The sequence below is a fragment of the Archangium sp. genome, from assembly GCF_036389735.1.
GTDB lineage: Bacteria > Myxococcota > Myxococcia > Myxococcales > Myxococcaceae > Archangium.
Window position 1 is genome coordinate 1 of record NZ_DASVWK010001048.1, and the last position, 14,075, is coordinate 14,075.

General features: G+C 69.3%; 9 protein-coding genes. 5 read left to right on the top strand and 4 right to left on the bottom strand.

Annotated elements, in window-relative coordinates; all coding sequences use genetic code 11:
* From VF794_RS37410 to VF794_RS37420, 3 genes are all read left to right on the top strand, one after another.
* Positions 1-891 (top strand): polysaccharide deacetylase family protein (locus VF794_RS37410; protein ID WP_331118086.1); only part of this gene is annotated, 891 nt, incomplete at its 5' end.
* Positions 892-897: 6 nt separating this feature from the next.
* On the top strand, positions 898-1,758 hold the full coding sequence (locus VF794_RS37415; protein ID WP_331118088.1) for a GNAT family N-acetyltransferase: 861 nt from the start codon (positions 898-900) through the stop codon (positions 1,756-1,758).
* Positions 1,748-2,821 (top strand): lysylphosphatidylglycerol synthase transmembrane domain-containing protein, encoded by a 1,074-nt coding sequence (locus VF794_RS37420; protein WP_331118090.1) that lies wholly within the window; start codon positions 1,748-1,750, stop codon positions 2,819-2,821. Before VF794_RS37415 ends, VF794_RS37420 begins: the two co-directional genes overlap by 11 nt.
* A 26-nt stretch (positions 2,822-2,847) precedes the next feature.
* Here the strand turns inward: VF794_RS37420 and VF794_RS37425 are convergent, their stop codons facing one another.
* Entirely contained in the window at positions 2,848-4,026 is a 1,179-nt protein-coding gene (locus tag VF794_RS37425) for a DUF2304 family protein (RefSeq protein ID WP_331118092.1), read from the bottom strand.
* Between the two features lie 235 nt (positions 4,027-4,261).
* Between VF794_RS37425 and VF794_RS37430 the strand changes: the two genes are divergently transcribed.
* The gene (locus tag VF794_RS37430) at positions 4,262-6,388 is read left to right on the top strand and encodes a hypothetical protein (RefSeq protein ID WP_331118094.1); all 2,127 of its coding nucleotides are present in this window, start codon (positions 4,262-4,264) and stop codon (positions 6,386-6,388) included.
* 98 nt (positions 6,389-6,486) lie between these two features.
* Positions 6,487-8,676 (top strand): glycosyltransferase, encoded by a 2,190-nt coding sequence (locus tag VF794_RS37435; protein ID WP_331118096.1) that lies wholly within the window; start codon positions 6,487-6,489, stop codon positions 8,674-8,676.
* Positions 8,677-8,712: 36 nt separating this feature from the next.
* On the opposite strand, the gene VF794_RS37440 is transcribed toward VF794_RS37435, so the two are convergent.
* The 3 genes from VF794_RS37440 to VF794_RS37450 all read right to left on the bottom strand — a co-directional run.
* Positions 8,713-11,016 (bottom strand): glycosyltransferase, encoded by a 2,304-nt coding sequence (locus tag VF794_RS37440; RefSeq protein WP_331118098.1) that lies wholly within the window; start codon positions 11,014-11,016, stop codon positions 8,713-8,715.
* Positions 11,013-13,004, bottom strand: a complete 1,992-nt coding sequence (locus tag VF794_RS37445) for a methyltransferase domain-containing protein (RefSeq protein ID WP_331118100.1) — start codon at positions 13,002-13,004, stop codon at positions 11,013-11,015. Before VF794_RS37445 ends, VF794_RS37440 begins: the two co-directional genes overlap by 4 nt.
* Positions 13,005-13,070: 66 nt before the next feature.
* The coding region (locus VF794_RS37450; protein WP_331118102.1) for a glycosyltransferase family 4 protein at positions 13,071-14,075 on the bottom strand (1,005 nt) is incomplete at its 5' end.

A 14,075-nucleotide genomic window follows, 5' to 3' on the forward strand; every position in this document is an offset into this window, starting at 1 on the left:
TCCACGCCAGGGACAGGCAGGGCCTTCTTCACCATCGACGTGGAGGACTGGACCGCCGACTTCCCGGACATGACCGATGCGCCCTCGCGCGTCGCCCCGCCGATGGAACGGCTGTTGGATCTGCTCGAGGAGCACCGGGCACGTGCCACCCTCTTCTTCCTCGTGGACTGCGCTCGCCGCCACCCGGAGATGCTGCGGCGCGCGGTGGCCGCGGGACACCACATCGGCCTGCACGGGTTGGATCACCGGCTCGTCTACAAGCAGCAGCCGGAGGCCTTCGAGACGGCCATCCGCGAGGGACGCCAGCGGTTGGAGGACCTCGGCGGCGCCCCGGTGACGACCTACCGCGCGCCCTGCTGGTCCATCACCCGCGCCTCCCTCTGGGCGGTGGAGCGGCTGGAGGCCGCGGGCTTCGAGGTGGACTCCAGCATCTTCCCGACGAAGAACCACCTCTATGGCATCCCCGACGCGCCGGTGAATCCCTACGCGCTGACGCCGGGACTGGTGGAGATTCCTCCGTCCGTGGCGCTGCTGGGGGGCGTGAAGGTGCCCTTTGGTGGTGGCTTCTACCTGCGCGCCCTGCCGCTGGCGGTGACCGAGTGGCTCGTGCGGCGCAACCTGGGCTCCGGGCGCAACGTCGTGCTCTACGTCCACCCCTGGGAGCTGGACCTGGAGCAGCCGCGCGACCTGCCCTACACCTCCTTCGTGGCGCGGACCATCCACTACTTCCAGCTGCGCCGCACCGAGGAGCGGCTCGCCGCCCTGCTGCGCCAGTTCGGCCCCTTCGAGGCCCTGCCCCAGCGCGTGGCGGAGGCCCGCTCCCTGCTCACCTCCCACAGCCTGCCGCATTGGGAGCCCCCCACCATGGCCCGCGCCGTGGGCGACAGGTAGCCCGCCATGTACGACATCCGGCAGATCGAGCTGAGCGAGCCGTCGCTCCAGAGCTACCACCGTCTGTTGACGGAGGTCTTCCCCACCGCCGCGGCCCAGTTCACGCCGGCCTACCTCACCTGGCAGTACGTGCGGAACCCCGCCGGCCCCGCCGTGGGCTTCAACGCCTTCGCGGGCGAGACGCTCGCGGCGCACTACGTGACGCTCCCCATCCGGGTCCAGCTGGAGGGCCGTGCCTGCAAGGGGCTGTTGTCGCTCAACACGGCCACCCACCCGCAGCACCAGGGCAAGGGACTCTTCACCAGGCTGGCCGACGCGACGTACCAGTACGCCGCCTCACAGGGGTATGAGCTGGTGGTGGGCGTGGCCAACGCCAACAGCACCCCGGGCTTCACCCGCAAGCTGGGCTTCCAGCTCGTGGCGCCGCTCGAGGCCAGGATGGGGGTGGGCCCGCTGCCCGCCCAGGATCCGCGCTTCACCTCCGAGTTCGAGGTGCTGTGGGATCACGAGCTGCTGGGCTGGCGCCTGGCCAACCCCAGCCGGACCTACCGTCTGCGCCCTCGGGGCGAGTCCATGCGCATCGAGGCGCCCACGGGGAAGGCCGGCATCCAGGCCATCCTCGGAGACTTCCCGCGAGCGCTCTGCCCCACCGCCCTGGAGCGCACCGCGCCCGCCAGCCCCAACCCGGTGCGGCTGTGGCTCGGCATCGATCCGAGCCGCCGCTTCCAGCGCTCCCTCTACACGTCCATCCCGAAGCGGCTGCGGCCCTCGCCGCTGAACCTCATCTATCGGGATCTCACCGGCAAGAGGGCGAGCCTGGACATGTCGCGCCTGCGCTTCCGTGCGCTCGACTTCGATGCCTACTGAGCGGGGGCGTGCGTGGGGGCGCCTGCTGCTGAGCTTCGGGCTCACGGGCCTGTTTGGCTGGTGGGCCTTCCATGATCTGAACTGGGCGGACATGTGGGCCAGCCTGAGGACGGCCAACTTCCTCTGGCTGGTGCCCCACGTGGTGCTGCTGCAGTGCGTGCACTGGCTGCGGGTGCTGCGCTGGGGAAGCCTGCTGTCCGGCCTGGAGCGCGTGCCCTTCCGCCCCCTCAACGCGTCCACCGCGGTGGGCAACATGCTCTTCGTCCTGCTGCCGCTGCGGCTGGGCGAGTTCGCCCGGCCCGTGCTCATCTCGCGCCGCTCCTCCATCCGCGCGAGCGCCGCGCTCACCTCGGTGGTGCTGGAGCGCATCATCGACGGCGTCGCCATCGCGCTGCTGCTGGAGGGGACGCTGTGGTGGCTCGGGGACACCACCGAGACGCTGCGCTACCTGCGCTGGGGCAGCCACCTCATGCTGGCGGCCTTCCTCGGGCTGTGGGGCGTGCTGCTGCTGGCGTACTGGCAGCGGGCGCTGGCGGTGCGCTGGGTGCGCCTCGGCCTGGGTTGGCTGTCGCCCGGGCTGGCCGAGCGCGTGGCCGGACTGATGGACTCGTTCGTGGGCGCCGTGCGCCAGGTGTCCGGGCTGCGGCAGTTCGTCTCCACGGCCCTGTACACGGTGGCCCTCTGGGTGCTCAACGGCCTGGCCATCCTGGTGCTCGCGTACGCCTTCGACTGCTCGGGCCAGACGGGGAGCTGCACCCCGCTCGAGTTGGACGTGTTCCAGAGCTTCGTGGTGCTCGGCGTCACGGTGCTGGGAGGGATGATCCCCGCCGCACCCGGCATGGCCGGCACCTTCCAGGCGGGCGTGAGGGTGAGCCTCTCGCTCTTCGTTCCCCCGGCCGTGTTGACCGGCACGGGGCTGGCCTTCGCCAACGTGATGTGGCTGGCCACCGTGCTGCACCAGGTGGGGCTCGGCCTGCTGACGCTGGCGCGTGGCGCGGTGACCCTGGACGAGCTGGTCATCACCACCACGCCCCCGGAGAACCCTGCCGGGCCGCCTCGCTGAGGCCGCCGTCCGGGAAGCGCCGGCGCCTACTCGCCGCTGGCGCGCATCCGGGCGGCGGGCGCCTGCTCCGAGGGGGCCGTCACGGCTGGCGAGGGCAGGAGGGAGACGGGGGCCGGCGCCCCTACCCGCTCCTCCCGGTCGCGAAACAGCGTGCGCAGGCGCAGCCCGAGCAGCGCCGACGTCACCTTGGTCATGAAGCGCGCGCTCTTGAGGCCGCTGATGCTCGAGGTGCCCAGCGTGCGCGGCAGCATGGCGATGTGCGTCTCCTCGATGCGCAGCCTCGCCAGCGCCGCGAGCGCGATGGACTCGGGCTCGGGGTACTCGTCCGGCATCTGCCGCAGCAGCGTGGTCATGGCACGGCGGGAGTAGACGCGGAAGCCGGACGTCGGGTCCGCCACCCGCGCCCCGCGGAACAGGCGCAGGGTAGTGCTCACCACGACGCCGCCCAGGCGCCGCAGCCGGGTGGTGCTGGCCAGCGCATCTCCCTCGCCGCCGGAAGCGAAGCGCGAGCCGATGAGCATGTCCACCTGCCGCTCCCGCGCGGTGCGCACCAGGTGGGGGATGCGCTCCATGGGGTGCTGCCCATCCGAGTCGCACTGCACGGCGTAGTCGGCGCCGATGCGCCGGGCGATCTCGAACCCCGTGCGCAGCACGCCGGCCACGCCGATGTTGGTGTGGTGCGACACGTGGTTGGCGGGGGCCAGCTCCTTGAGCAGCACCGGGGAGGCGTCGAGCGAGCCATCATTGACGAAGCAGAAGTCCACCTCGATCTCCTGGGTGGAGCGCTTCAGCTCGAGGAGCTTCGGCACCATGTGGGGGATGTTCTCGGCCTCGTTGTAGCAGGGCAGCACCACCAGCACCCGGAGGCGCTCGGACTTCTGCGCGGCGGGAGCCGGAAAGCCCTGGGCGGCCAGGGACGCCACGAGCCGCACCATCTGCCGCTGGGAGCGGGCGGACTCGGAGTACTGCTCGAGCATCTGCACGAACAGGAACATCGTCAGCACCGCCAGCACCAGGTTGCTGATGAGCTCGATGCCCATCAGGTCCGCCACGGGCCGCAGCCACTGGGGCCGCACGGAGGCCACGAAGATGAAGGCGCTGACCAGGTACCACGAGACCGAGTGCCGGGCAGCCAGCCGAGCTCCGAACTGGGAGAACACCAGGACGAAGAAGCCGACGAGCACGGTGATGAAGAGCGGCGACATTCGGGCTCCGAATGATACGAGGTGTGGGTTGGTAGTGAGAAGGTGACCGCGATGTCAAGCAGGCCCGGCTGGCCAGGGGCCGGCATGCGAGCGAGCCTTCCCTCCTTCGGAGTGCGGCTCCCACCACTGTGGTAAAGGCACCGCCTCGATGGCCCTCACGACACCAGAGTCCCCACGGCCCCCTGAGTCCACTCTTCGATCTCCCTTGCATGTCGCCGGGGCCGCGACGAGCCGTGTGGAAGGAAAGCGCCGTCTCCTCGCGTCGAGCCTCGCGCTGGGCGCGGCGGGGACCTGGGCCGTAGCAAGCCACCTGCTGCCTCCGGGGCTCCCCCTGGGCGTGGGGGCCGTACTCGGAGTGCTCGCCTCTACACTGGCGTTGACCGCCGTCGTCCACCGCTGGGTGCTCCCGGGGCTCCTCTCCCAGCTGGCGACGTCCTCGCGCGGCGCCAGGGTCCTCTGGCTGCTCGGTTGTACCGCCATCGCGTGGCTCCTGCTCCGGGCCATCCCCGTGAACGCCCCCAAGCCGCATGTCTTCGGGACGCTCACCCTCACGGCGACCGGAGCGCGCAATCCCCAGGCCGTGGGGACCGAGCTGTGGATCTTCGAGCTACGACGTCCCGACGGCGGCACCAGCTCGCCGGACGAGTGGGAGCGCACGGGAGCGTGGGAGCTGCGGGACGGGGCTTGGCTCTCCTACCAGCAGCAGCCGGCCACCATCCGCTGGCAGGGGTGGGCCCCGAGTCCGCTCAAGCTCGAGCTGCTGTCCCATACCCACTCCGGCATCGTGCGCTACGAGTGGAATGGACAGAGCCGTGAGGTCGACCTCTACAGCCCGCAGGCGAAGCGACTCCAGCTCGAGCTGCCTCTCTCTGGCGGCGCCACCCTTCTCGGCCACCGGGTGCAGCGGGTGCTCTTCCATGTCACGCACGTGGCCACGGTGGCTGCGCTCCTGCTCACCGCCGGCCTGTGGCTCACCCGCCGCGCGGGCCCCCGCCCCATCGAGGAGCGGCCCACCCTCCGCGAGGGCCTCCTGTACGCGCTCCCCTCTCTCGTCACGGTGGGAATCTGGTGGCTCGCGGTCTTCCCGGGCCTGATGAGCTCCGACTCCACGGATCAGTGGCACCAGGCCGTCACCGGCCGCATGCACGATGCCCACCCGGTGCTCAACACCTTCCTGATCAGAATGCTCATCAAGCTGTGGCCGACGCCGGGAATCGTCACCGGAGTCCAGATCCTCACCTTCGGTGCCCTGGTGGGCTGGGGATGCGTCAGCCTGCGGCAGGCGGGCCTGTCGCGCCCCGTCGTCTGGGTGACAGCGATCGTGCTCGGCCTGGCGCCCGTGAATGGGACCCTCGTCAACACCATCTGGAAGGACGTCCCCTTCAGCCTGTCGGTGCTGGCGCTCAGCATCCTGCTCTTCCGGAGGATCCACCTGCGGTACGAGCCGCGGTGGAGCTTCTGGGTGGGACTGGGTGTGGCCACGTTCATGACCCTGCTCACGCGCCACAACGGGCCCCCGGCGGCCATGGCGGCCTTCCTGGGCCTGCTCCTGCTGGAGCCGCGCCGCTGGAAGGCCCTCGCCATGACCCTCGTCGTGACGCTCGCGGTGGCCGCCGGCGCCAAGAAGCTCATCCTCCGGACTTACAACGCGGATGTTCCCGACAACGGGCTCGCGCTGATCGGCTATCTCGGCGCGCACGTCGCGGCCGGGACCCAGATGACCGAGGACGAGCGCGCCATCCTGGACGACATCCATCCGCTGGATGACCAGTGGAACTACTCCTGCGTCACCAACGTCCCCACCGTGTTCGATGGTCGCTTCGATTACGGCGCCGTGCGCAGGCACCAGCCCAAGCTTCCGGGCCTACTCGCCAGCCTGACCCAGCGCGATTACCGGCCAACGGTGAACCACTTCGCGTGTGCGACCACCATCCTCTGGAGGCTCTCGCAGGGCGCTGGCCACAACAATGGCCCCCCCGTGATGCAGCGCCCCTCGGGCGCCCTGGGGACCATCTACGAGAGCCCCATCTCGCCCCAGCCCGCGCCAGTGCTGCCAGAGCTGGGCCAGACGCTGCTGAGCAGCGTGGTGCGGACGCTCCAGTCGGACCTGTCATGGCTCTTCTGGCGCCCCGCCCTCCCCCTCTGTCTGATGATGCTGGCCTGCGCGATCGCCTGCCTGCGCCGCCTCAGCTGGCACCCGATGGTGCTCCTGCTGCCCCTCCTCCTCCACACGCTGGTGCTGGCGCTCGTCATCCCCTCTCCCGACATCCGCTACCAGTACCCCGTGTTCCTCGTGAGCCAGATGTTCACCCTCGCCTGGCTGCTGATCCCACGCCGGGAGGAGACCACTCCAGGCAGCTGAGGCCCCGCGCATCCTGGCGCGGGGAGCGGAGCGCTGCCGCCAGAGCGCACCTTGGTGTATGGGGAGTCCTGATCAGGGTCGCTCCAGCCGAGGCCATCTTGCGCATCTGTTTCGTGTCCAAGCAGTTCGCCCCCTTCTACCGGGGGGGAATCGGTACCTACGTGTCGCAGGCCTGCCGGGCCTTCGCCGCTGCCGGGCACGAGGTCCACGTCCTCACCGAACGCCACCCGGGGATCGAGCGAGCCGGCCAGCTGTTCCCCTCGGTGCGGGTCCACCTCGTGACGTACGACGGGTCCGCCCCGCCGGGTGCATGCCGCAACGCGTCCATGCAGTACGCCCTGGGCGTCCATCAGACGCTCCAGTCCCTCCATGCCCGGCACCCCTTCGATCTCATCGAGTTCCCGGAGTTCTGGGGCGAAGGCGCCTTCGCCATCCGGGCCAAGAGGGCTCTCGGGCAGTTCAGCTCCGCGCTCCTCGCCGTGCGGCTCCACACGCCGAGCCAGGATTGCCAGGAGCTCAACCGCCAGGCAGCGCTCGACATGGACATCGCCTCCCAGGAGTACCAGGAGGAGGTGTCCATCCGTGAGGCGGACGTCGTCCTTTCCCCCACGCACTCCCTGCTGGAACGGGTGACGCGGCGGCTGGGGCTCCAGCAGCCGAGCGCGGTCATTCCCTGCCCCTTCATCCCCGAGGTTACCGGGGCGCTCCTGACGGAGCCCCCACGTGGGCGGATGGGCCGGGCACGGATCCTCTTCTTCGGCCGCATCGAGTACCGCAAGGGCATCCACGTGCTCATCGAGGCGGCACTGCGGCTGCTGGAGAAGCAGTTGGACGTGGAGGTGCAGCTCATCGGCGCCGACACCTCCACCGGTCCCTTTGGCCGCTCGATGAAGGAGTGGCTGGAGCGCCGCATCCCCACCGCGTGGCGAGACCGCTTCCTCTTCGAGCCGCCGCGCCCCCATCCCGAGCTGCTGCCCGCCATCCGCGAGGCCACGGTCTGCTGCTTCCCATCCCTCTGGGAGAACTTCCCCAACGTGTGCCTGGAGGCCATGTCGGAGGGAGCCGTCGTGGTGGGCAGCGATGCCGGCGGCATGGCGGAGATAATCGAGGAGGGAAAGAGCGGGCTGCTCTTTCCCTCGGGGAACGCGGCCCGGCTCGCCGAGGTGCTGGAGCGAGCCCTGAACGATGAGGCCCTGCGGCGGGCCATGCGCGAGGAGGCACCACGGCGCATCGCCACCTACTGCGCGCCCGGGCGGGTCGTCGCGCAGACCGAGGAGCTCCTCGCGCGGCTGGCCCCGTCCCGCCAGCCCCGGCAGCCGCGCCCCACTCCCCGGAAGGCCCCGGGGCAGGCGCCGGACGTCTCCATCATCATCCCGTACTACAACATGGGGCGCTACCTCCCAGAAACGCTGCGTTCGCTGCAGGCGCAGACCTTTGAGGACTACGAGATGATCCTCGTGGATGACGGCTCGACGGACCCCACCAGCCAGCAGCTCGTGGATGAGTTGGAGGGCACGCCGAAGCTGCGCATCGTCCGCAAGCCGAACGGCGGGCTGAGCTCGGCGCGCAACGCGGGCCTGCGGGAGGCGCGGGGACGGTGGATCCTCCCGGTGGATCCGGACGACCTGCTGTCGCCCACGTTCCTCGAGAAGGCCGTGGATGTGATGAGCCGCTCGCCGAAGCTCGGTTACGTGACGTCTCTGGTGTCCTACTTCACCGAGAATCCCCGAGAGCCGATCGGCGGCTGGGTGCCCTGGGGGATGGAGCGTGACGCCCTCTGCGTGGAGAACGTGGCCTCCACCTGTGCGGCGCTGATGGAGCGCAGGCTCCTCGAGGAGGTGGGCGGCTATGACGAATGGCTGACCTCGTTCGAGGACTGGGACGTCTTCTGCGCCATGGCGGAGCGCGGCTACGAGGGCCTGATCATCCCCGAGTTCCTCTTCCACTACCGCATGCGCCTGGACTCGATGACCCGCACGGAGGCCACCCGGTCCCGTCACCAGCTCATCGCCTACCTGCTCCAGAAGCACCCGGGGCTACCAACGGGTGACAACCGGGCCCTGCGCATCCAGCTCGGGGAGATGCAGCGGCAGCAGGAGTTCCTCGCCCGGGCGCTGGAGAAGCCCCTGCGCTACCGGCTGGTGGACAAGGTGAACGAGACCTTCAAGGAGCGTATCGGTTTCGTCCACCATGCGCTGCGCCGCACGATGGAGCTGGGCGGGTCCTCCCAGGGCATGTCCCAGCGCATCCAGTGGCTCTCGGAGCGTCTGGGACTCGGGCGCCGTTAGTGCGGGGGTTGGTCTGGCCTTCTGCCCACGGGAGTCCTAGTCGTGATTGGAAGTGCGCGCGGTCCGCTTGAGGGCGGTGTGCACGCCGGGCAAGCGCTTGAGCGCGCCGTTCATCCGGTCCGCCACCACGTAGCGGAGCGGCTGCACCTGGTCCGGATCTCCGGCCAGCGCCGTGTTGACCCGGATTGCGGCCTGCTTGAGCAGCAGGTGGACGCCCGGCAACCGCTTGAGCGCCGCGTTCATCGTATCGATCACGCCGTAGCGCAGCGGTTGCGCTCCGCTCCCCAGGTCTGAAGCCGGAGATTGCACCGCGGAGTGTGCTTCTTCCGAGAACCTGCTGACGCTCGAGAAGAAGGCCTCCAGCCGGACCGAGGGATTCAGCGGCTTGGGCAGCGCTTGGTAGATCTGGTTGACGAGTTCCATGTGCCGGCGCGGGCTCACCCCGGTGATCATGGACTGGTGACGGCGCCGGTAGTGGAAGTGGAGCTGGTTGGCGACCAGGAAGCGGTGCCCTGCCAGCGCGAGCCGCAGGTACAAGTCCCAGTCCTCGTAGCTCGTCAGCCGCTCGTTATAGCGCACCCGCTCGAAGAGGCCGCGGCGCATCAGCGCGGTGGCGCAGGAGAACCGGTTGGACACCAGACCCAGCGAGGGCGCATCTCCCAAGAAGAGCGCGTAGTCGCAGAACTGGCGCGACTCGAGCGCCTCGTCCGTCAGGAAGTAGCCCGTCGAGGGCACCACCACGTCGAACTCCGGATGCCGCTCCAGCGCCTCCACGGCGCGCTCGAGGAAGGTCGGAGAGATGCAGTCGTCCGCGTCCAGCGGAAGGAGGTAGTCGCCCGTGGCCGCCTGGATGCCGATGTTGCGGGACGCGGGCAGCCCCCGGTTGACGAGATTACGGACGAGCCGGACGGACCGGCCCGCACCGGACTGCTGCTCGATGCGCTCCAGCAACTCGTGATCGAACGAGTCCGTCGAGGCATCGTCCACGAGGACGACTTCCACCTCGGCATAGCTGCTAGCCGCCACGCTCGCCAGCGTCTCGGGCAGGTAACGCCCCAGGTTGTGGTTGGTGATGATCACCGACACCCGGGGCGGGCGCTGCCGGACGGGCGCAGTGGGGGTGGCACGCGCCTCGGTCCGCTCCCAGTAAGGCTGTGCCACCTTCCAGGAGGCGGGCCGCAGTTGCGGAGCCTTCCAGGCGCGCTCCAAGGCGGAGGCGAGCCCCTCGACGGTACCGTTGAAGGCGTGGCAACTCTCCCCATCCACGAAGGGCGTCTCCGGGGTGAACGCCGGGCAGGTGGCGTTGAGCACCAGCGTGGCCCCGGCCGCGGAGGCCTCGTAAGCGGTGAGGTTGAGCGCCTCGTGATCCGAGCAGATGACCACGATGCCCCGCGCCATTAGCGCCTCGCGGTCCTCCCTGGGGCCGCTGAAGACGAAGCGCTCGCGCAATTCCCTGGGCACCATCCGCTGAAGGGCCGCAGTGTACTCGGGGAAGGGAGCATGGCAGGCCAGCAACGCCCGGCCGCGGTACTCCGGATGCTGGCGCATGAAGAGGGCCGCGCCCCGCACGAACAGGTCCGGCCGTTTGATCCACTGCACCTTGGTGAGGAAGAGCAGGTCGCGCTCCTCCCCTCCTCCCGTCTCCGCCCCTTCCACCACGGGGAGCACCTGAGGGCCCTCCACCACCGGCGGGAACTCCAGGCACACCTTGCGCAGCCAGGAGTCCGGAAAGCCATAGAAGCGCTGGTTGATCTCGGCGATGCCCGGGATGTGGGCAATCACCCGCTCCGCATCGAGCAGCGCCTTGCGCTCCAGCTCGAAGCGCCCCAACGCCTCGCGGTTCGGCAGGTGCGGCTCGTACTGGGAGATGATGCCCATGGTGGAGTGCAGCCGGACCGCCACCTCCGTCCCGGCGAAGGCGCGGCCCAGGTACTTCTCCTGGAGCGTGCAGAAGGCCCAGCCCCTGTAGTCACCGAACTCGATGACATCGAAACGGCACCCCTCGCGCGCGAGCCGCTTGAGGTGCAGCATCAGCTCCATGGACTCCGCATGCCAGTGCGAGTCGGTGAAGGCACTGGGGGGCGGATAGACACCGTCCTCATCGTAGGACGGCTCCGACCTGGGCCGAGGCTCGGCCACGTGCAACCGGACCCCCTCGCCGAAATAGGCTTCCACCTCCGCCGCCTTCATGGGCACGTACGCGGGCACCAGTACGTGGAACTCCACGGGCGCCTTCCGGGAGAGGGAGTCCCGGATGAGGTTGTGGAGCAACCGGCCGATGCCTCCCGCGGTGAAGGGATAAAGCTCGTCCGTGACGAGGCAGACACGTCTCTGGCTCATGAGTGGATGAACTCCTGGTAGCGGCGGATGGCCTCGGCACACAGGAGGAACTCGTAGTCCTCCATCATCTCCGTCAGCTCCCGGGGAGAGCGCTGCTGAAGCTCCAGCACCCGCTCCATGGCATCACGCACGGCGCCGACCATGTCCACGCGAGCGAGCTGGGTGAGGCGCTGCAAGGGGTGCTCATCCAGAGAGCCGAGTCCCAACGGGCCGGTGATGCACGGGACGCGCAGCGCGAGCCCCTCCAACGCCGTCATGGGCTGGCACTCGGACAGCGAGGCATTGAGCACCACATCCACCTTGCGCATGAGGTCGAACAGCTCCCCGCGCTCCGGGCTCTTGAGGCTGTGGACGGGCTTGGTGAGCTTCAGCTCCCCGGGCTGGATGAACCGGGCCGTCACGTACACCTGGCGGATGTGCGGGGCCGCCATGCAGGCGTAGAGGTTGGTGTAGAAGTTCTTCCGCCAGTCATTGGGCGTGGGGATGAGGGCGCCATGCGACTGGAGGCCCGAGGGCCTGCGCAGCCGGGCCTCTACCCGGGGTGGGAGGTTGATCAGCGTCTTGGGGAAGACGAGGCCGGACACCAGATGCATGTCGGGCTTCACGCACGCCACACCATTGATGGTGCCGCGCGCGCGCAGTTCCATCAGCCTGGCGAACATCTCGTATTCGTAGTCGTAGTGGAACTGCGCCGACGAGCCGTGCCAGACACAGAGGATGCGGACCGAGCGCCCGAGCACCTTGCGCAGCGCGACGATGAACTCTTGCGCATTCGCTGAGAAGCTGTGGACGATGACGACGGGGGAGGCGGTGTTGCCGCAGAACTCCACAGCCTGGCGCAACTCCTTTCCCGTGAGCTGGCGCTCGGCGGTGATGGCCAGTTTGCGCCCGGGCGAGTAGCCCGCCGCGGCCCGAATGCCGTGCCACTGCTGGTGGAAGACGTGGACCACGCGCGACATGTCCGGCGCCACATGGGCCCACGTGGTGTCCTTGGGGTCGTCGAAGAGGATACCCGGGCGCGGCGCCGGGGCGGAGGTGGGCGCGGGCTCAGACACGGGGGACGGCCGCACCGAGCGGTTGCGCAGGGCCGCCAGGTCGTCCGCGAGCGCCAGCAGCCGGTGACGCCGCTCGAAGCGCTCGGTCTCCACCGCGAGCCGCTCCTCCAGCTCCGTCACCCGCGTCTCAGTGCAGGTCACGTCCTGGCTCGGCGCGGACGAGGCCCGGTCCGCCCACTGCCGAAGCTTGGGGAGGGCCCGCACCAGCAGCTCCTCGCGGGTGAGTGGCTGAGACTCCTCGCGGGCACGCTCCGGCGCCTCCAGGTGGAAGAAGCGGCGCGGCCCCTCGGCGTTGCGCTTCAGGACGTACACATCATGCGTGTCGATGAAGCCCGGCCCGTGGTGCAGGTCCCATCCCTGCGCGAGCAGCTCCGGATAGGCATGCAGCCAGCTCCCCTGGTGCCCGTCGTTCGCCCAGAGGCTGAAAGGGACGAGCTGGTTCTCCACCAGGCAGACGAGGCCCTCGGGGTGGACCAGCCGGCCCAGGGTGTCGAGCAGGCCCGGGATGGACTCGGAGGGCTTGTGGATGAGCACCGACTCCGAGAAGACAAGGTCGAACCGCCGCTGCCCCACGCTCACGAGCGGATCCTCGCCGACGAAGAGGCGCTCGCTCACCTGGCTCACGCTCTTGGGCGACGGATCGTAGCCGTGGTAGCGCACGCCCTCGAGTCCCGCGAGGTAGGAGGCATGGCGACCAAGGCCACAACCGAACTCGAGTACATCCAGAGGGCGCCCCAGCCGACGCTGCTCCGCCTGGATCAGAGTCGTGAGGACGCGCTCCTGTTGGCCGAAGGTCCGGTTGCCACGCTCTTCCAGGGTGTTGCTCATTCCCCGAGAGTCGAAGCCGGCGGTGCGCTTCCAATGACGGATGTTGCCGGGCTCCAGCACGGGCTCCGATGGGGAGGTGGCGGATGGGATGTTTGGCTCACTCATGGTCTGCTCGTCGTGATGCCCCCCGCTTCGGGGAGATCTTGGTTCTCGGAAGGGGTCGGTCCCGGCTCAACCGACCTTGAAACGCTCGTTCTGTGTGCCCTGCGTGCGGTCCAGCAGCGAGGTCATCACCCCGTCGACAGCCGCCTCCCAGGAGCCCTGGCGCATGCGCGCCGCGGCCCGTAAGGAGATGCTCGCACGCAACTCCGGCTCGCGCACGGCCCGGCGGAGCTGATCCAACACGCACGTCAGCGTGGGCGCCGCCAGCAGGCAGTTCTCCTCGTGCTTGAGGAGCCAGTGGTTGACGGGGTTGTCGTTGGTGATGACCGTCACCCCGCTCGCCATCATCTCCAGCGGCAGGTACGAGGGGTGCTTGGTGAACATGAAGCAGAGCCCCACGTCGCATTCGCGGTAGAGGCCCGCGGTGCGCTCGGCCGGCAGCACGCCGAGGTTCGTCACCAACCCGCGCACCCCATAGGACTCGGGATTCCAGTCGGCACCGGCGGAGAGGATCTCCACCGCGGTGCCGAGCTCGCGCTTGAGCGACGCCAGCGCGGCCAGTCCCAGCTCGAAGCCATTCCGCTCGTTGCCGGGCCTGCCGTAGAAGAAGACGCGCACGGGCCCCTTCCGAGCGGGCCGCTTGTGGTGGAAGAGCGTCCCGTCCACCGCTGGCTCGAAGGCGACCCCCCGCATTCCGTACTGGCGCACGACGTAGTCGTACAAGCCCTGGGTGTTGAAGATGCCGTAGAGGCCCAGCCCGTAGGTCTGCTCGGCCAGGGACGACTGCGTTCCCGCCGCGAGGAACTGGGGCTCGTAGTCCTGGACGAAGTAGGCGCGCACCGTCGCCCGGGGGTGGTGCAGCACCGGGAAGCAGGACGTCCAGTAGGTGGCGATGGCCAGGTCACACGAGGGCAGCGCCGTCAGCTCTTCCCGGTTGCGCATCACCCGGAACTCGCCCACGCCCTCGGGGAAGGCCACCAGGGCCCGGGCCGCGAAGTCCTCCGCCCGCGCGTCCGGCTTGTCGTAGATGATGAAGGTGCTGCGCACCCCATAACGGCGGCGCATGTGGTCGGC